At 55.2% G+C, this 17,809-nt stretch carries 12 protein-coding genes, 2 other RNA genes and 2 pseudogenes; 7 read left to right on the top strand and 9 right to left on the bottom strand.

Annotated elements, in window-relative coordinates; genetic code table 11:
* Positions 1-1,140: 1,140 nt before the first annotated feature.
* Both ACP97_RS18190 and ACP97_RS18195 read right to left on the bottom strand, forming a co-directional pair.
* On the bottom strand, positions 1,141-2,166 hold the full coding sequence (locus tag ACP97_RS18190; RefSeq protein ID WP_049999272.1) for an alpha-ketoacid dehydrogenase subunit beta: 1,026 nt from the start codon (positions 2,164-2,166) through the stop codon (positions 1,141-1,143).
* Entirely contained in the window at positions 2,159-3,289 is a 1,131-nt protein-coding gene (locus ACP97_RS18195) for a thiamine pyrophosphate-dependent dehydrogenase E1 component subunit alpha (protein ID WP_049999273.1), read from the bottom strand. The genes ACP97_RS18190 and ACP97_RS18195 overlap by 8 nt, the downstream gene beginning before the upstream one ends.
* A 686-nt stretch (positions 3,290-3,975) precedes the next feature.
* On the opposite strand from ACP97_RS18195, the gene ACP97_RS20595 reads away from it, so the two are divergent.
* The 3 genes from ACP97_RS20595 (at position 3,976) to ACP97_RS18205 (ending at position 6,004) form a co-directional block, all read left to right on the top strand.
* A complete protein-coding gene (locus ACP97_RS20595; protein ID WP_237561240.1) occupies positions 3,976-4,320 on the top strand; it encodes a hypothetical protein in 345 nt (114 codons plus the stop codon).
* Positions 4,321-4,599: 279 nt separating this feature from the next.
* An RNA gene (gene ffs / locus ACP97_RS19430) (signal recognition particle sRNA) lies at positions 4,600-4,912 on the top strand.
* A gap of 264 nt (positions 4,913-5,176) precedes the next feature.
* A complete protein-coding gene (locus ACP97_RS18205; RefSeq protein ID WP_049999274.1) occupies positions 5,177-6,004 on the top strand; it encodes a DUF7260 family protein in 828 nt (275 codons plus the stop codon).
* A gap of 428 nt (positions 6,005-6,432) precedes the next feature.
* Here ACP97_RS18205 and ACP97_RS18210 read toward each other — a convergent pair whose 3' ends face one another.
* The 7 genes and pseudogenes from ACP97_RS18210 to ACP97_RS18235 all read right to left on the bottom strand — a co-directional run bounded on the left by ACP97_RS18210 (position 6,433) and on the right by ACP97_RS18235 (position 12,715).
* A complete protein-coding gene (locus tag ACP97_RS18210) occupies positions 6,433-7,602 on the bottom strand; it encodes an ISH3 family transposase (protein WP_049999275.1) in 1,170 nt (389 codons plus the stop codon).
* 195 nt (positions 7,603-7,797) lie between these two features.
* Complete coding sequence (locus ACP97_RS19435; RefSeq protein ID WP_079977715.1) at positions 7,798-8,211, bottom strand: hypothetical protein; 414 nt, start codon at positions 8,209-8,211, stop codon at positions 7,798-7,800.
* 185 nt (positions 8,212-8,396) lie between these two features.
* A pseudogene (locus tag ACP97_RS19440) lies at positions 8,397-9,250 on the bottom strand (IS1595 family transposase).
* A gap of 111 nt (positions 9,251-9,361) precedes the next feature.
* Positions 9,362-10,921 carry a formate/nitrite transporter family protein gene (locus ACP97_RS19445; RefSeq protein WP_079977716.1) on the bottom strand — a complete coding sequence of 520 codons (1,560 nt, stop codon included), beginning with the start codon at positions 10,919-10,921 and terminating at the stop codon, positions 9,362-9,364.
* A gap of 138 nt (positions 10,922-11,059) precedes the next feature.
* Positions 11,060-11,363, bottom strand: an RNA gene (gene ffs / locus ACP97_RS19450) — signal recognition particle sRNA.
* Positions 11,364-11,703: 340 nt separating this feature from the next.
* Positions 11,704-12,138, bottom strand: a complete 435-nt coding sequence (locus ACP97_RS19455; RefSeq protein ID WP_079977717.1) for a universal stress protein — start codon at positions 12,136-12,138, stop codon at positions 11,704-11,706.
* A gap of 55 nt (positions 12,139-12,193) precedes the next feature.
* Positions 12,194-12,715 (bottom strand): MBL fold metallo-hydrolase, encoded by a 522-nt coding sequence (locus tag ACP97_RS18235; protein ID WP_237561242.1) that lies wholly within the window; start codon positions 12,713-12,715, stop codon positions 12,194-12,196.
* A gap of 663 nt (positions 12,716-13,378) precedes the next feature.
* Here ACP97_RS18235 and ACP97_RS18240 point away from each other — a divergent pair.
* The 4 genes and pseudogenes from ACP97_RS18240 to ACP97_RS18255 all read left to right on the top strand — a co-directional run bounded on the left by ACP97_RS18240 (position 13,379) and on the right by ACP97_RS18255 (position 17,735).
* Positions 13,379-15,649 carry a catalase gene (locus ACP97_RS18240; protein ID WP_049999278.1) on the top strand — a complete coding sequence of 757 codons (2,271 nt, stop codon included), beginning with the start codon at positions 13,379-13,381 and terminating at the stop codon, positions 15,647-15,649.
* A 179-nt stretch (positions 15,650-15,828) separates the two neighbouring features.
* Complete coding sequence (locus tag ACP97_RS18245) at positions 15,829-16,203, top strand: DUF7475 family protein (protein ID WP_049999279.1); 375 nt, start codon at positions 15,829-15,831, stop codon at positions 16,201-16,203.
* Between the two features lie 450 nt (positions 16,204-16,653).
* A pseudogene (locus ACP97_RS21325) lies at positions 16,654-17,058 on the top strand (pyridoxamine 5'-phosphate oxidase family protein).
* 227 nt (positions 17,059-17,285) lie between these two features.
* Positions 17,286-17,735, top strand: coding sequence for an OsmC family protein (locus tag ACP97_RS18255; protein ID WP_049999280.1), 450 nt, complete (start codon positions 17,286-17,288; stop codon positions 17,733-17,735).
* Positions 17,736-17,809 lie beyond the last annotated feature (74 nt).

A 17,809-nucleotide genomic window follows, 5' to 3' on the forward strand; every position in this document is an offset into this window, starting at 1 on the left:
TAGTTACGCTGTCATGTGCATCATAGCGTGTGTATGCTAGTGCTAGCTGTGTGCTTCTGTAGGACGAGTCTGTACGTGTGCTTACGTACTGCTTGTTGTTCAGTTGATCTTATTGTTATGTTTTATTTTGTTTAATGAAACCCCGCCCACCAAGATCTACACACTGCATATCGTCGGCAGCGTCAGATGTGTATAAGAGACGATTTCCTGAGTGCTATCGTCGATGCTTGCGTTCACCAGAGGGAACTCTTTCAAGGCGGGCACGACCGCCTTCAACAGAATCGGCGTGTAGGTGATATGCTGGTCGTGTTTTTCGTTCAGGCGCTCTTTGAGCGCGACGAGTTCGGTGGCGTCGGCCTCGAACCCGGACGTGAGCTGTGCAGTGACGGTCAGTGATCGGGTCATGTTTGCAGCGATCTGTCCCCGAAGTCCCGAGAGGTCCCTGCGCTCCGACCGGGACTCGTCCTCGTCTATCGATGTGGGTTCGATGTCGACGCTCGGATGGAGGCCTCCGGCTTCGGCCGTTTCCGTCCCCGCTCCGCCCGCGTGCTCGTCGATGTCCTCGCGCAACACCCGCCCGTCGGGACCGGATCCCTCCACGTCCGCGAGGTCGATGCCTTCCTCGCGTGCGTAGCGCCGCGTGCTCGGTGCGGCGAAGACCCGCTCGTCGCCGGTTGCGGGTTCCTCACTCTCGGTTTCCGCCGGTTCGGTTTCTTCTTCGGCCTCTTCAGTTTCCTCTTCGGGTTCCTCTCCTTCGGTTTCTTCCTCGGCCTCGTCGGCTTCCTCTTCTGCTTGTTCCTCGGTTTGCTCTTGGGCTTCCTCGTCCGCTTCTTCCTCTTTTTCGCCCGTGTCGAAAACGACGATGACTGTGCCGACTTCGACCGTCTCCCCCTCCTCGACTGGGAGTTCCTGAACCGTCCCCGAAATCGGTGACGGGATGTCGGTGACGGCTTTGTCGGTCTCGACCTCACCGAGCACGTCATCCTCTTCGACCTCGTCACCCTCCTCAACATGCCACTCCTGGATTTCAGCCTCGGTCAGCCCCTCGCCGGGGTCGGGAAGCTCGAACTCGTAGCTCATTGTTCGCCCCACTGACCGTGACCGTTCGCCACACGATGCTCGCCTGTCAGAATGGTGTGTTCAGAATTCATAGCTCATCACCGCCTCGATAGCATGTTGGGCGCGCTCCTCGTCTGGCAGATAATCGTCCTCAATGTCGTGGCTCGGGAAGTGCACGTCGTAGCCCGTCGCGCGCTTGACGGGTGCTTTCAGCCGATCGAGAGCGTACTCGTTGACCAGCGCTGACAGCTCCGCACCCAACCCGAGGCTTCGCCGTGCCTCATGAACCACGACGCATCTCCCTGTTTTCTTCACGGACTCCAGTATCGTCTCGACGTCCAGCGGCGAGAGCGAGCGGATGTCCACCACCTCGACGCTCGCATCCACCGCTTCGCTCGCCGCGACCGCATGACGCACCATCGCCCCCCATGTCAGCACCGTCACATCCTCTCCCTCGCGGACCAGCCGCGCCTCGTCCAGCGGCAGGGTGTAGTCATCGGTTGGCACCGATTGTTCGCCGCCGCGATAGATTTTCTTCGGCTCCATGAAGATCACGGGGTCGTCATGGCGGATGCTCGCCGCGAGCAGCCCCTTTGCCTGATAGGGTGTGCTTGGACAGACCACCCGCACGCCGGGCGTGTGGAGATAGTACGTCTCAGTCGATTCCTGATGGTATTCGAGCGCCTTCACGCCACCACCGTAGGCCATCCGAACGGTAAGAGGAACCTCGATATCGCCGCCCGTGCGGTCGTACATCTTCACGAGCGCGTACATGATCTGGCCGAACGCGGGGTACGAAAAGCCCATGAACTGGATTTCGGGGACCACGCGCTCGCCGGCCATCGCCATACCCACGGCGGTCCCGATGATGCCGTTCTCGGACAGGGGTGTGTCGATGACGCGCTCGTCGCCGTATTCGTCCAGCAATCCCTCAGTCGCGCGATAGACGCCACCGATAGGACCAATATCGTAGCCCATGATTCTGACCCCATCGTCTCGTGCCATCTCCTGATGGAGGGTGTGGTTGACGGCAGTCACGAGATCGATGTTCTCAGTCTCGTCGCTCGTGTCGCGCTCGGACGCTGGGCTCGGATAGACTTCACTCATCGAACCCCTCCCCGTCGAAGTCGGTAAAGGGATTCTGGCCGTTCTGCTCGCGTTCTAACTCCGCACGCTGGTGGGCGTGATTCCACGGCTCGCCGTGAATTTGGTGGTCGAATATCCGTTCGGGCCCGGAATCGGGTACGTCGCGGGCCGCATCGACGGCTGCCGAAACCTGTTCGTTGACCTCGCCCTCGATCTCCTCGGCGAGATCGTTGTTGAGCACACCCTCTTCCCGGAGGTAGGTCTCGTAGCGGTCGAGGGGGTCCTTCTCTTCCCATTCGTCACGCTGCTCGTTGGGGTCACGATAGACATCGGGGTTGTCCGAGGTGTTGTGCTCCTCCATCCGGTAGGTGACACACTCGATGAACGTCGGTCCCTCGCCGTTGCGGGCGCGCTCGACGGCCTCTTCGGCTTTCTCGCGCACGGCGAAGATGTCGTTGCCATCGACGCGCTCGTGGGGAACCCCGTAGGCCTCGCCCTTCTTGGCGAACGTTTCGGCTCCTGTTTGCCGGTGTGAAGGCTCGGAGATGGCCCACTGGTTGTTCTGACAGATTATCACTACTGGGGGTTCGAACACCCCTGCGAAGTTCATCGCGTCGTGGAACGAGCCCTCGCTGGTGGAGCCATCGCCGATGAATGCCATCGTCACCGTCTCGTGGTCGTTGAGTTTATCAGCCATCGCCATCCCGACCGCGTTGGTCGTATTGACTCCCACTGGAGTGTAATCCGGCGAGAAATTGACCTCCGGCTCGTCGGTGTCGAGATGTTCGGCGACTGTCTCGGGTTCGGCACCCATGTCGCCGGCGACGATCTCGGCCATCGGGTACTCCCAGTAGAGCAGGGCCGGGTTCTGCCGGTAGGTGTAGAAGATCCAGTCGTCGGGTTCGAGCGCGGCAGCACACCCTAATGGCGTCGCTTCCTCGCCGCGCGAGCGCGCGACGAGGCTCGCCTCGCCGCTGCGCTGCATGTTCAACATCTTGTCCTCCAGCGTCCGGGTGGCGACCATCGTTCGGTACATCGCCAGCAGTTCGTCGTCGAACGCTGGAGAATCGCCGTCGAGCTGTCCGTCCGCATCGAGGCGTTGATACTTCCCTTCCGGTGGCTCGTGTTCGGTCCATTCTACCATATCTGAAGTTTTGTTTGAATTCGACGGAATTGATTTCTCGGCGTCTGACACGCCATTGACTCACCGTATCGATTAAAACACCATCCCGGCCAATTCAAGCCACTAATATCTGCCCTATACTGTGTAGTCGCTCAAGCACCCCATTCAATCGGAAAACCAGTGAAGCCAGCTACGTTGTGGTGATTTCTGAAACAGAGCAGCGTATCTATAGACAATACGTGTATCCTATTTAGGATACAACCGGCGGGGAGGCACTATTAAATCGAGCGCTACAATGGACGGAGTTCTTTGAGGCTGGTAGTCATGCTTGAGGAACTCCTGTTCGCTGACACGGAATCCTCTCACGTAGCGTTTTTGGACGAACCACGCACGCCAGCCGGCCCGATACAGCTGGCGTGCGCTCTCCACGCTGTCTCGAGGTCGCTGGCGGAGATTCGCTCCTAGAGTGGTTCGGCATCAGCCGAACCCGACAGGCTGTCCATTATTGGTTTCACGCTACACAGACGCGTGTGAGCAAGAATTCACCGCCGAACCGAATCGTATCGCGGTCGACGAGAAATAGATCCAGCTCGCTGAGGAGGAAAAAGTGTGGCTCTACGCCACTATTGACGTTGATTCGAAAGCCGTGCTCTACGCACGACTTCTCAGCGTCGCGGCAAGACCCGGCAACGACGTTTCTCCGCGAGTTGAAAGAGCAACTCCGCGTCGGAGACGCGGTGTTCCTCGTCGACGGCATGGCCTACCTAACGGCGCTTGCCAAGACCAATCTCACCGGCCACCTTGACTACTCCGAGCGCAGCATCATCAAGAAGCTATTTCAGACGTATACGATGCGCATCGGCCGCTTCCACGAAACGTGGAACGGCGGTCAGTTCAGCGCGGAGCACTGGCCGCCTACACACTACTACAATCACTTGCGCGGTCATCAAGCTCTAGATAACTGCCCCTGTCGAACAGCTGGAGAACTCGATTTAACAATGCCGTCTTCAGCGTCGCCTCTGATGCCTTATGTAATATATAGATGTCTGTGAAAGGCCAAATGTTACACAAGGCACGACACGAAAACACTGGCAAGCGGCAGGTCTTTCTCGCGCTGTGTCTGTGGCTTGTCGTCGCTATCACCAACTACGAGCGTGGAGACAATCCAGACAGCACGATCATCACGGTGTGACAAGAGTTCTATGACACCCTCTACCGTCTATCTTGGCCATCGAGGGTGACCATCGACGGTAAGTTCCTTCGACGGCCTCTATGAGACGAATGCCAATCGGAACGCCCAAAAGATGCTTCTGTTCGAAGCGCCGATTATGAATCGGACTAGGCCGGGCAGTTAGGCCCTGCTCGTTACCCGCACTACGGTCTTCAGCGGGGGCTGAACCCCAGGTGCGTCCGGACAGACCGGCGCGGGCCCCGCAAGCCAACGTCGAAGCCTCGTCCGTCGGGGGCGGCGGTTCGCGGTCACTCGTCTGCAGGGACGACCGACCGCGATTGATCGGCGGTAGTCCGTCAGGCGCGGAAGCGAGCAGCGGACCGCCGGACAGCCGTCGCTCGACGGGTCGCGGGGTGGAGGAGGCACGCGGGTTTCCCCGCACTGGAACGTCGGGCAACCCCGGGAGTCCCCTATCACTACTTTTCTACATTCGAAGGAGAGCGTGATCGGCACGACCACACCCTGTTGTCAAGATGTCTCTGTCGGAATCCCCCAACTACGACACCCGCACGCACCCTGCCAAATTCTCGTCGGCGAGTTCGTTTGACACTCAACCGGAGCGGATGAGCGAACCTACAGTCTTCCTCCCCGTGGCAATTGACACCTCTTTTCTGCTTATATCGAAACGGTGATTGGTGGCGAATAGACCTATGTGCACGCGTCTCGTTCGGTAACCAATGACTACACGTTTCGTTCCGACCCATGTCCGGTCTGCAATAGACATCGTCGTGACTGATCGGGATCGTACGGTGAGCGAACGTAGAGCGTTTACGAGCTTTATCGACCGACTCTCGGATTTCTCGGTGGAGAGCATCGATTCGAATACGAGATTAGATTGCTCCACACCTGTCCAGACAGTACGTGAGCAGACCCGATCATTGCACTCGGAATCAGATCAACTCGCACGTGTGCGCGAGCTGTATCGGAAGACGGTCATGGGAGTCGAGCATTACCCTGAAGAGTACGGTGATTCGTTCGATGAGAGCATTGCCGAAGAGTTTGGATCCGAAACCGCTGCTGCAGCACTCAACAGTGACCAACTCACGCCACAACTCCGCGACCGACTCATCGAAGTCAGTAACCAAGCGCGCGAGAGTCGCCACGCATTACTCCAGGGTCTCGAGAACGAGTATAACGCCCTCCAGAGTGCCGATGAAGCTCTCACCGAGTTAGGTGCTGATCTCGATGACGTACTTTCCACACACTCGTTCCAGACGTGGCCAGACGAAGAGCTTGCTACTGTCCGAAAAGATCTCCACGCACGAGAACGCGAATGCGACCGATTGGCTGCTGACCGTCAGACCACCCTCCACAAACAGCGCGTCCCCAGTACTCATCACATCGACCTCGAATTCACGGAATATCTATATCGATCGCTGCCGGTGACCTATCCCGTATTGACGGATATCGCCAGCCTCACCGAAACACTCCGTACCGCACGTCAGAACATTGATCACGCACTCGCTTCAGAAACGAATGCTTCCACTCACTCTTCAGCTATCTGAACTGCGAGAGCATCTGATGCTATCGAAATCACACCGGTCCTCGCTTTTAATTTTGATTAAGCAAAATTAGCACAATTCCTTGCAATCGGTCCGAGAACAGCGAAATTTGCAAAATCACCGTGAAACATCTCGAATTATTATATCTTTCATCAACCTCGGTATTCGATAGTATAAACGTCGCCTATCCGTGCTTAGGCGACAGGACGGGTTGCGGGGTGTTCTTCGTATGGGACAGCTAGTTTCAGTACCTCACAAAGCACGTCAGTTGACTGCTTCTGAGACGTGAATTGGGTGGAGAAATCGGTACCGAGCAACTGCTGAGGAGAGTGGTTCGACACCGAGAGCATCGTACCTGTCGCAGTCGGCGGCGTTCCGCCGCCGACGCGACGGTGTTGCCACTCGCCAAGCGGGCGTTCCCGGTCGGTGGATTAGCGTCTGAAGCGGTCGTCTGGTGGCTTATTTGCGGGGACGGCGCGACGCACGGTGAGCGCCGTCTCCGCTGCTCGCCGTATCATCCCAAGGAACTCGTCGAATCGCCACGGCCAGAGGCGTCGCGCGCCTCGGCGCGGCGACGCCACGTACTCCCAGTGGAGATACCGCCACGCATTCTGGAGAAGGAAGCTGATCAGCACGTATAGGAACCGCACCGCCGGATTCTGTGTCGTTGTCGACGCGATGCTTCGTTCAGAAAGACGGTAGGTCGATTCGATCCCGAAGCGTCGGCTGTAGTACTTCCGAGCCTGGTGTGGCGTCTCGATGAACGGCGCGTCGACGGCGTAGCCGTGACGCGCCACACCTTCCTCGTCGTACTTTCCTCGCTGGTAGGTGCAGTCGATGTAGACCGGGAAATCGACGGTCCACGTGTGACCGTCGATTTTCCCTCGGAGATCGTGGTCGATCACGCGGCTCCAGCCCTGGCTCAGTTCGGTCTGGATCGCTTCACCCCACTTCACGATCGGCATGACGAAAGCGTAGTTATGGGCAGCGAGCAGCGTCAAACAGTACGTATCGTAGAATTCCCGATCGAGGTAGACGGCCTCGACCTTGAGGTCAAGGCCTTCGAGTACGCCGAGCAGTTCCGCGAGGATCGAGCTGGCGGTGTCGCCGTCGGTCAGACGGCGCACCGCCAGCGCGTAGCGTTTGTTGCGCACCCGCGCGTAGAGTGTGGCATAGCCGTGGAACGACGTTGTTCCGGCTTTAGCGAGTGATTTGTAGAGTTCCTCCTCGGAGTCGTACTCCTCGCCGTAGTACGGACGGAGGTGGAGGTCGTCGCCGACCTCCACCGGCCGATCTGGAAGCAGTTCGAGGATATCCTGTTGGATGAGCGTCTTGCCGACTCGTTCGAGCTCTCCGAGCTCGAACTTCGTCCGGAGGTGGTGAAGAATCGTGTTGCCGTGGGGTGATTCCTCTGAAATCTCGCAGAGGTGGCTGACCGAGTCCTCGTCGGCTGTTGCGCCGACGAGGACGTCCCAGATGTCTTCAGAGTCGATATCGGCGTTCTCGCCGAGTTCGATATCGATCTCCTCGTCGAGGGCATTGACGAGAAAGTTAAGCACCTGCTCTTCGGTGAGTTCATTGGCTGCTTGGTCCGGCTGCATCAACCGACCAAGCAGCCCGTTCACCTAACCCGCTTTGTGAAGTACTGAGTTTCTCGGCATCAGCGACTGCATGGCCGAAGAGGTGGGAGATCACGAGGTTCATGTAGAACGACAGCGTTGAAGCGGAAGAAGCCAATTGTGCAAAAGCTCCTCTTCCGCTTGGTGGCGGCATCGGCCACCTGATCACCTGTCGGTCTACTTGTCTTGATCTGTCGGGTGATCCTCGCTGCGCTCGCGCCGTGCGCGTCGCTGGTGACGTTCGGTGACGTGGCGGCGTCCGTCGGCCAACTCCTTGCGCACGTCCGATTCGAACTCAACCGCTGCGGCAAGAAACCCGTCGGCGAACGTCTCGACGAGTTCATAGCTCCAGCGCTCGTCGAACACACCGGCTGGGAGGAGATCGTCGCGGAGTGCATCCACTGGGCCCTCGTGGCCAGTTTCACGGAATTTCTCGCGAGCGTCCTCGAATCGATTCATCCCCCGACCGACCGCATGGTGGAACGCGAGCAGGTGCCCGTAGCCTCGATGGAAATGTTCGATACCAAGCTGAAGGTCGTGGAGCGCCTCTCGTTCGGTGGTGTTCAGGTCCGCATCCGGTTCATCATCCATACTGGTGGTTAGTGGCCGTTGACAAAACTCTTCACTACGAGAAGAGGACAAGCATGAGATTACCAGTGTTTGCTGTGTTGAATAGCTATTATATACGCATAATTGGTGAAATTATTACGAATTCCGGAGTGTCGAGTTGATAATCAACTGTATTTGTTCTAACAATCATCTCGGTGAATCATCACTCAGCAGTTTCTGAACCAGTCTTTAGCAGCATTCAACTGAAGATCGAGAAAGTCAAGGTAGCGCTGAAGATGGTGTTTTGAGACGTCTCGAAACCTCTCGAGCCACTGCCGCACGAAGCCGTGGCGGTTCTCGCACATGTTCATGTGTATATCGCCGATCATGTATGTCTCAGACTGATTGACGGCTAAATGGCCGTCAATCGCGTCGAAATCGTCGATTTCGTTGTAGATTCTGTAGTCGTCGGTACATAGAATTACGTTCCTGTTGCCGCATTCGGCGATGTTTTCGTCGACACTCTGGAGATTCTCCCGAACCAGAAACCGAACTTGGCCGTCGCTCCGACGGACAAGTGTCACGACCGGTGGTTTGTCTCGTTGAAAGGTTCCATATCCTTTTTTGAAAGCCCGCGTTCGCGCGGGCTTTCTTGCTCTATGCCTTTCTTGCCCGCAGTAACGTAGATTTTGTCGACTTCACAGACGTCGTTGAGCGTGAAGTCAGCGATGTCGTTGCAGCGGTCTTGAATCTCGTGGACGAAGTTGAGGATGGCTTCGTAGTCTCGGTCAAGGTCCCGAGCGATCTGTGCGGTCGGCACATATCGTATCTCCTTAAGCATGTAGAATAGCTCCCCGATAGGGAACTTGTGGTGTTCGAACAGGTCCCGGTGAGATCGTTGAAGTACGTCTCGCAGGTGTTGCAGTAGTACTGCTGGGCGTCCTTCCCAGTGGTCCTTCCTTACTGACCTCGCCGCTTTCGCAATGGACGCAGGATACCGTCGCGCCCGATTTGGCGCGACGGAGCCGCTCGTAGCAGTCTTCCCGACCGGCAAGAAGACCGAAACCAACATACTGTCCATTACCGGCAGCATTTATTCTTCGTCTTAGTAGAAGTTATTACTTATCGAGATGTGCGAATTTTCATTCACGCTCTCAAATACAAGCTTCCACCTGCAAAGCTGAGACTGCAGTTAATCGGGCTTACTGGGGTCATCCTCGGAATCCGGGAACGAGGGCGTGATTGGCTGACCAATGTGGTTGCCGAATAACCAATCTGACCAGTCAAGTGTAAGTCCGCGCTGGTCGCGGTTTTGGAGTCGCCGGTTGCGCGTCTGGCTGTAGTTCAATAGCGCGACCAGTAGGACGCCACCGACGGTATTGCCGAGCGTCGCGGGTGCAAGGTAGTGAGTGAAAAATGCCCACAACGACTCCTCACCGCTAAACACCACGTACAACGTCTCCGCTGATCCAACAATGGAGTGAGACAGCTCCGCGGCCCCCACAGCGTAGGTGAGTATAAAGATCACCAGTACCCGAGCAGCCGTATCCCGTGCAGCGTGGATCAACCATACCATTCCGGCAATGAGCACGCCCGCAAATACGGCTTTCCAGAAGATATCCCACCACGACAGCTCGAAGAAGTGACGTCCAATCTCTCCAGCGACGCTCGCTGCCGACGGCGAAAAGACGCCCGTGTTGGCCAACACGTACGCACTCAACGCCACCCCGAGGACATTCGCGGTGAATACGATACCCCACACACGGAGGAGTGCTGGAACAGATGCAACTCGGGTCATTACAAGTGTCACCGGCGTAATCGTGTTCTCGGTGAACAACTGGTAGCTTCCTAACACTACGAAGACGAACCCGAGCGGGTACAGGAGGTACCCCGCCGCCGAGGCGGATCCCCCATCGCCGGAGATCAATGCGGTCAGCGAGGCCGTGCCAACAAACGAGAGGCTCATCGCGAACCCGGCCGCGAGCCCACTCAAAAATAAAAGACGGTTGTTCTGGCTGAATTCATCGTGAGCGGTCGCCACGATCCGTTGGAAGATCTCGTCCGCCGAGAACCGATCGCGAACCGCCGATCCCGCCGCCGGCGCACCTCGCTCAGATTGATCCAACGTCTCGCGAAGGTCGTCTTGGGAAGGAGTGCGATCGCCGCTATTAGTCATTTTCGCGGGTGTATCGGAGAGTTGATCCGACTCCGTGAGTGCTCGGTGGAGTGCCTCAACCGTGTGTTGCCCCTCGTACCGTTCGCCATTGATGAATAACGCTGGTGCGCGATTCACTCCTCTATCGAGCCCTTCTTGGAAGTCCTCTCTGACACGTTCTTCGTGCCGATGATCGTCAAGGTCTGCTGCGAACTGTTCAGTATCAAGCTCAAGCGCTTTTGCGTGTTCGGTCAGATCTGTCTCGCCAATTGCTCCCTGGTGCTCGTAGAGGCGGTCATACATTTCCCAGAACCTCTCCTGTGTGGCAGCAGCCTCGGCCGCCTCGGCAGCGTGCTTCGCGTTCGGATGCAGTTCGGTTAGCGGGAAATGCCGATACACATACTGGAGCTGCGACCCCAACTGTTCGCGTACTTCTTCAATCACGGTATAGATCTCGCCACACTCAGAAGAGCCGAAGTCGCCGTATAGGACGAGTGTGAGGCGAGCGTCATCTGGGCCGCGGACGTGGTCACGCTCGCGAATCAATCCGTCAGGGCGGTGTCCCGCAGCGGATGAATCTGAGTATGGTTGGTTCATGGTATTGTATTATGAATATTACACGGGTGACAATCGAACGCTTCGTCCTTCCCGAAGTTGTTTGGGCACTATTTCATCCTTATCATGACGTTCGCTCAGCAGTACGCAAACTACTCTCGGATATGTTTGCATGGTGGCTAGTCCACATCGCCCGACGTTCCGGCACGGGGAGACCTGCGTGCCTCCTCCATCCCGCGACCCGTCGAGCAACGGCCGTCCGGCAGTCCGCTGCTCGCTTCCGCGCTTGACGGACTGCCGCCGATCAATCGCGGCCGGTCGTCCCTGCAGACGACCGACCGCGAACCGTCGCCCCCGACGGATGAGACTTCTCAGTTGGCTTGCGGGGCCCGCGCCGATTTGTCCGGACACACTCGGTTCAGCCCCCGCTGAAGACCGTAGTGCGGGAAGCGAGCAGGGCCTAACTACCCAGCCTAGTCAACCTAAAGTAGCCGCTTCGCACACAAACACCTTTTGCAGGGACGTTCTGATTGGTGTTTGTGTCAGTCAACATTCCGTGGTAGCGAACCCCCAGTATCAGACACCTATTGTACAAACAGCACCAGTAGAACGCTGCTGGTCTTTTTTATGATAGCTTGAGCGATATTCGGCAGGCCCAATCTCAAAGACACACTTACAGAATGAGTGCTATTGACACATCATTTTCAGGAATACAATTGTAGTTGAACCGAATATTTTCTTAATATATAAAACATTGAGATTAGCGGGCAGGAAATACCTGAATATCAGTGAAAGAACGTCGATATCTTGTCAAATTCAGAATATTATCGCACAATGGTGACTGGAACTGGTGAGCGACGAGCAACTTTTTCTGCAACACTTCCAAGAAGGATACGGCTCACACCGGAGCGACCGTGACTTCCAATGATGATATGGTCAATCTCGTGTTTCTCAGCGAATTCAACGATAGCGCGGTTTGTATCTCCAGTTTGGAATTCGGTAGAGACGGGAACATCGTTCTCGTCGGCTTGCTCTTTCGCCTCAGCCAACAGTTGTTCAGCTTGCTCCTGTCTCTGTGAGTGAACCTCCTTATAATTGGCTACTCTACCTCCATCCATTCCCACGTAGGGTGTCATATCTGTTGGATTGATGACGTGAAAAATTATGATTTCTTCCCCCGAATGGTGAGTTAACGTATATTTCAAGGCATTACTTGCTTGCTCAGAGCCATCAATCGGGACAAGAATATGTTGATCCATATTCACAATATTATAACGCGTATTCGTAAATGCATTCTGCTACACCAATTTGCGGTTAGACGAGACTTTCAGGCGGGTTTGGGAGTTCTTCGAAATGCTTGCGATCGTGGGCGAGGTAGACCTCGGCATTCTCTTTTCGTTCCAAATTCCGGATTTTTCGGTTTGAACGGATCGCGTGTTCGGTATCCCATGCGAACGCCGGTTGGAGTTCTTTCTCGTAGGCTTCTTGGATAAACGCGAGATCGGCCGCGAGGATGACTGTGCCTGTATCCTCTAATTCGACTTTCACTGCTTGATGGCCTGGAGAGTGACCCGGCGTCGGGATGCACTCGATTGTGCCGTCACCGAAGACGTCGTAGTTTCCGCTGATCGCAGTCACGCTGTATTCCGGGGAGTGGAACACGCCGAAATCTCCTTCGATGTAGAGATTCTGTTGGATAGGGTCAGCAGGGTCGTAGCCAAGATCGGTAATCTGATTGATTGCCTTTTGGTCCTCGCTCATCTCGATTTCGTCGGCGGCGAACTTGTCGATATAACCCGCCCCATATGGACCGTACTTCTCAGGGTTTTCGAGCATCTCGTAGCTAGTGCCGGTATCGATCAATATCGTCTCTTCGGGATATCAATCACGTAGAACGGGGTGAGTGAAGGATACGTCTCACCCAGCTTTTGATTGCGCATCATCGCGCTGTACTCGTAGTCCCAATCCGCGGCGTTCAGCGCGTACAGTTCCGGTCGAGCCATACACAGTATTGTGTCTCTTGTTTCACCTAATGATAATGCCTGAGCACGCAATTAAGGAGATATTCATGTAGTAATGCCCATGTTAGTGTGTCCGTCAATACCCCGCATGGAGATCCGATTTACCGTGGATGACGATCAGTACGAACGACTCAAAGAAATCAAGGAGCGAAACGGACTGACATGGAAAGGAATGATGCTCCAAGCAGCGAAACATATGGATGCGGAGGGACCACTGTAAACACGGTCTTCATTTGTCGCTAGTTAGACTCAACGACAACTTGAGTGACGAAAGCGAACCATTCTTAGAAGATTGAGCCGCTACTGATAGTTTTCTGACATTCACTACTATCCGCTCTGAGTCTTTAGCTATCAATATAGAATGAAAACATGAGATCTCTATCGGAGGCCTCAACCAGCTTTGCATAGCTTGAAACTTAACTCCCCTTGCAAATGTCCGGTGTATCTTTATGCATCTACTACTTGTCCGTGGTAATTGATGTCAAACAACGGGAGCGACACCACTGATGGCGAGGGAATCGGCGAAGAAACCACTAAACATAAAGAAAATGCCGAGGACGCCGGAGAGATAGCAGAGAACGAGGATCTACATGGAACCACCGATGAGGCCCGTGATCATCTCGACGAGGGAAGTAAACAGGAACAGATCGACGAAGTACGCGAGGACCACGCTGGCGAACACCTGACGACCGACCAAGGGGTGCGCGTCAACCATACGGACGACTCGCTCAAAGCCGGCGAGCGTGGGCCGACCCTGATGGAGGACTTCCATTTCAGGGAGAAGATGACCCAGTTCGACCACGAGTCTATCCCCGAACGCGTAGTCCACGCTCGCGGAACGGGTGCGCATGGCTATTACCAACCCTACGAGGACCCGGATCTCGGGGAATATGACGACGTCTCGGAGCTCACGAAAGCGGAGTTCCTCACCGATCCTGATCAGAAAACGCCCGTCTTCACCCGGTTTTCGACGGTTGTGGGATCGAGAGGATCGAGTGACACTGTACGAGACGTTCGTGGCTTTGCTACCAAATTCTACACGAAAGAGGGGAACTACGACCTCGTGGGGAACAATATGCCGATCTTCTTCATCCACGACGCGATCAAGTTCCCCGATCTGGTCCACGCGGTCAAGCCTGAACCTGACGACGAGACACCACAGGCGGCGACGGCCCATGACACGTTCTGGGATTTCGCCTCACTCACGCCTGAAATCACCCATATGCTGATGTGGGTGCTCTCGGATCGCGCCCTGCCTCGCGCCTATCGTATGATGCAAGGCTTCGGCGTCCACACGTTCCGCTTTGTCAACGACGAGGGCAAGTCGCGGTTCGTGAAGTTCCACTGGCTTCCCAAATACGGTACCCATTCGTTACTATGGGATGAGACGGCGAAACTGTGGGGGAAAGCGTCCGATTACAACCGCAACGCCCTCGGAAATGCAATCAAGAGCGGAAACTATCCCGAGTGGGAACTCGGGGTGCAGATCGTCGAGGAAGAGGATGCCGACCAGTTCGACTTCGATCTGCTCGACCCGACAAAGATCATCCCCGAAGAGGACGTACCCGTCCGGCGCATCGGGAAGATGGTTCTCAACGAAACCGTCGACAACTTCTTCGCCGAAACCGAACAGGTGGCGTTCCACCCCGGCAACGTCGTCCCAGGTATCGACTTCACGAACGACCCCCTGCTACAGGGCCGGATGTTCTCCTACCAGGATACACAGTTGAACCGCTTTGGCGGCGCAAACTGGGACGAGCTCCCAATCAATCGGCCTCTCGCAAAACGCCACAATAACCAACGCGCCGGATTCATGCGCCAAACGGTGAACAAAGGAAAGACCTCGTACTCCCCAAACTCGCTGGAGAGTGATTATCCGAGAGAAGCCACTGAAGAAGAGGGAGCCTACACACATCACGCTGAAAAGGTTGAGGGGAAGAAAGTCCGCGAGCGAAGCGAGAGCTTCCGGAACCACTTCAGTCAGGCAAAGCTGTTCTGGAACAGCATGTCAGACGTGGAGAAAGAGCACATCATCGACGCAACCCACTTCGAGTTGGGCAGCGTTGAGAGTAAAGAAGTCCGCGAACGCATTGTGTACGAGATCTTCAACAATGTTGATCACGAGTTTGCCGTGCGAGCGGCCGAAGGGATAGGGGTCGAACCGCCCGACGAACCCGGGCCACACCACCAAGACCACGACAAGACCTCACCCGCGCTGAGCCAAGAGAACACTGTCAAAGACACTATCGAATCGCGCCAGATTGCCGTCCTTGTCGAGGATGGTTTCGACGACGAACACGTCGAAGAGATAACGTCGGGACTCGAAACGCAGGACGCACAGGTCACGGTCGTCTCGAAGGTACTCGGCGAGAAAACAGGTGAAAATGGCGAGAAAGTAATGGCCGACGAGAGTCACGTCACGACCGATTCCATCGAGTACGATGCGGTCTTCGTTCCAGGCGGCAGCGAGAGCGTCGATACCCTGAAAGAGCAGGGCAATGCCAAACACTTCGTGATGGAAGCGTTCAAGCACAAGAAACCAATCGCTGCGCTTGGTGATAGTATTGAGATGTTCGACGAAGTGGGCCTGTCGGACGTCGATGTTTCGGATGATGAAGATATCGTTTCGGAGGACGGTATTGTGACGAGCCACGATAGCAACGATCTGGACGCGTTCGTAGACACCTTCAGCGATGCCATCGCGGAACACCGCCACTGGGATCGTGACGAGAAGGAGATTCCTGCGTAGTCACTCCAAGCAGTCGATTTTGTCCTATTGGTATGGGAGAAGCGTCCTCTCGCCCGCGTATGGCTGAAGGGAGAACAATATCAGACACTCAATAAACGGTGAGATACATCGACTTATAGTGGTTTAGCACATCCCACTGAGAGGAATATTTATTGATTCTTAGAAAGATAGACTAAACCATGGCGACAAGAGCGGACTCACGATTCAGTAGGCCTTCAATGAGAACCCTCGACTACGTTGCCATCGCACTGGTCGTTATTACGGGAGTTATCCACCTCTATGAGGGCGTTGAGGATTGGGGAGAACCAATAGCGATCTGGTTTCTTCTGGCTGGAGTCGGATTTTTCGGTGCAATTGTCCTTTTCTGGCTTGGCGTCAGCCGGACGCTGTTGTATTTGGGCGGTGTCGTTTTTACTGGAATTCAGGTTGTTGCATACATTGTCCTCAATTGGCCAGACATCTTCTCTGTTATTGGTACTTTTGACAAAATCGTGCAACTAGTCCTCATCGGTACACTCGTTGTCTTGTACCAGCAATATCGTGAAAGGAGTTGATCAAACCCCACTCAATGAACGCCTACTGTCTGACTAATCTTCAGACCAGTATTGCACTACAAACCGTTTAGTTCCTATAGAGTAAAGCAAGCAGGACTGCCGATTTGCACGCGCAGCAGGCATAGCACAGGATGTCATAGAACGGTTGGCATGGGCTTCAGGAGTCGGCTGAGAGGCCTGCTACTGCTGGCTCTGAATGGCAGCAATACTAGCTGCTTCTCAAACATCGGTTTTCGGACTGTTACTGAGGCGTGTGAAGAGTTCTATGACACGCTAATAGCATGTACAACATGGCCTACGTCTGCAAAAAACCAGTTCGACACCAACTTCGTGTTAGCAAATTCATATACCCCATCACACATCAGTTGGCAAGAGCGGTAGTTGTTTGAACCCAGTAGAATCGGGGAGGGGGGAGTAACATCAAGTGGTTACAAAATGAACGAGCATCCCATGGGATCGATTCCTACCGAGTTCCGCAACCTGTTCGAAAAGCCAACGATTGCGTATGTGGCGACGCTCACGTCCGGTGGCATCCCACACGTGACGCCGGTCTGGATCGATTATGACGCTGATGCCGACCGCATACTGGTGAATACCGAGCGTGGTCGGCGTAAGGAACAGCACATTCAGCAGAATCCAAACGTTGGTGTGGGTATGACCGATCCTGACGACAGGTACTGAGCATTAACTGTCCACGGGCAGGTTGACGAGATAACCGAGGACGGTGCCCGTGCTCACATTGATGAACTTGCAAGACGGTACACCGATTTCGATGAGTACCAACCAGAAATCCAAACCGCACGAGTGCTCCTCAAGATACGTCCGACCGAAGTGATTCCACACGGTGGTGACTGAGAAACCTTATCGCGATTCTCGTCGCCGTTTCGTCGCGTTTGAAACCAATCCGCCGATGTCTTTCGGCTGTCTCTGGTCCCAGATACTGAAGGTTAACTCCGAAACGACCGTTCGTGCGAGAGAGTGTTTCACTCTACAGATGAACCGCTTTCTATTGATGAGGACTAGGTTCTGCTTGAATATGCCACTCTGAGATATTTACGATGTGAGCTATTACCAGTGGTGGCATGAGCCAATCCGAGAGCACCATGAACATTGACGTCGAAGCGCGCCGAGAGAGTCCAACGAAAACGATTGTTGCGGTTCGTGATTTCGAACTGACAGTCGACGAACCCGAAGGGATGGGTGGTTCGAACGAAGGCCCCAATCCTCTCGAATATCTGCTGGCGGCACAAGCGGGATGTCTCAATGTGACCGGCCAGCAAATCGCCAGCGAGATGGATATCGAGATTAACGACATTGAGCTCGCTATCGAAGGCGAGTTCAACGAGGCGGCATTCGCGGGTGAGGAAGACGGTCGTACTGGGTTGCAGGATATTAAGGTGACGATGGAAGTCGATGCGGATGCAGATGCGGATACCATTGAGACGTGGGCCGAGCGCGTCGAAACGCGCTGTCCAGTCTCCGACAACATCAAAAACGAAACATCGGTCGCACTCTCTGTCGAACCTGTCTAACTCTAACTCATCATCGTCTGTATCAGAGAATACAACAATTTCGTTGCATTCCACAGACGTTTCTACCTTTGGCA

The organism is Halococcus sediminicola, assembly GCF_000755245.1.
Taxonomy (GTDB): Archaea; Halobacteriota; Halobacteria; order Halobacteriales; family Halococcaceae; genus Halococcus; species Halococcus sediminicola.

Excerpts from the sequence above, each read along its gene's own strand:
- ACP97_RS18190 (WP_049999272.1), bottom strand. The coding sequence starts at position 2,166 with ATGAGTGAAGTCTATCCGAGCCCAGCGTCCGAGCGCGACACGAGCGAC.
- ACP97_RS18195 (WP_049999273.1), bottom strand. The coding sequence starts at position 3,289 with ATGGTAGAATGGACCGAACACGAGCCACCGGAAGGGAAGTATCAACGC.
- ACP97_RS18205 (WP_049999274.1), top strand. The coding sequence starts at position 5,177 with ATGACTACACGTTTCGTTCCGACCCATGTCCGGTCTGCAATAGACATC.
- ACP97_RS18210 (WP_049999275.1), bottom strand. The coding sequence starts at position 7,602 with ATGCAGCCGGACCAAGCAGCCAATGAACTCACCGAAGAGCAGGTGCTT.
- ACP97_RS19435 (WP_079977715.1), bottom strand. The coding sequence starts at position 8,211 with ATGGATGATGAACCGGATGCGGACCTGAACACCACCGAACGAGAGGCG.
- ACP97_RS19445 (WP_079977716.1), bottom strand. The coding sequence starts at position 10,921 with ATGAACCAACCATACTCAGATTCATCCGCTGCGGGACACCGCCCTGAC.
- ACP97_RS19455 (WP_079977717.1), bottom strand. The coding sequence starts at position 12,138 with ATGGATCAACATATTCTTGTCCCGATTGATGGCTCTGAGCAAGCAAGT.
- ACP97_RS18235 (WP_237561242.1), bottom strand. The coding sequence starts at position 12,715 with ATGCTCGAAAACCCTGAGAAGTACGGTCCATATGGGGCGGGTTATATC.
- ACP97_RS18240 (WP_049999278.1), top strand. The coding sequence starts at position 13,379 with ATGTCAAACAACGGGAGCGACACCACTGATGGCGAGGGAATCGGCGAA.
- ACP97_RS18245 (WP_049999279.1), top strand. The coding sequence starts at position 15,829 with ATGGCGACAAGAGCGGACTCACGATTCAGTAGGCCTTCAATGAGAACC.
- ACP97_RS18255 (WP_049999280.1), top strand. The coding sequence starts at position 17,286 with ATGAGCCAATCCGAGAGCACCATGAACATTGACGTCGAAGCGCGCCGA.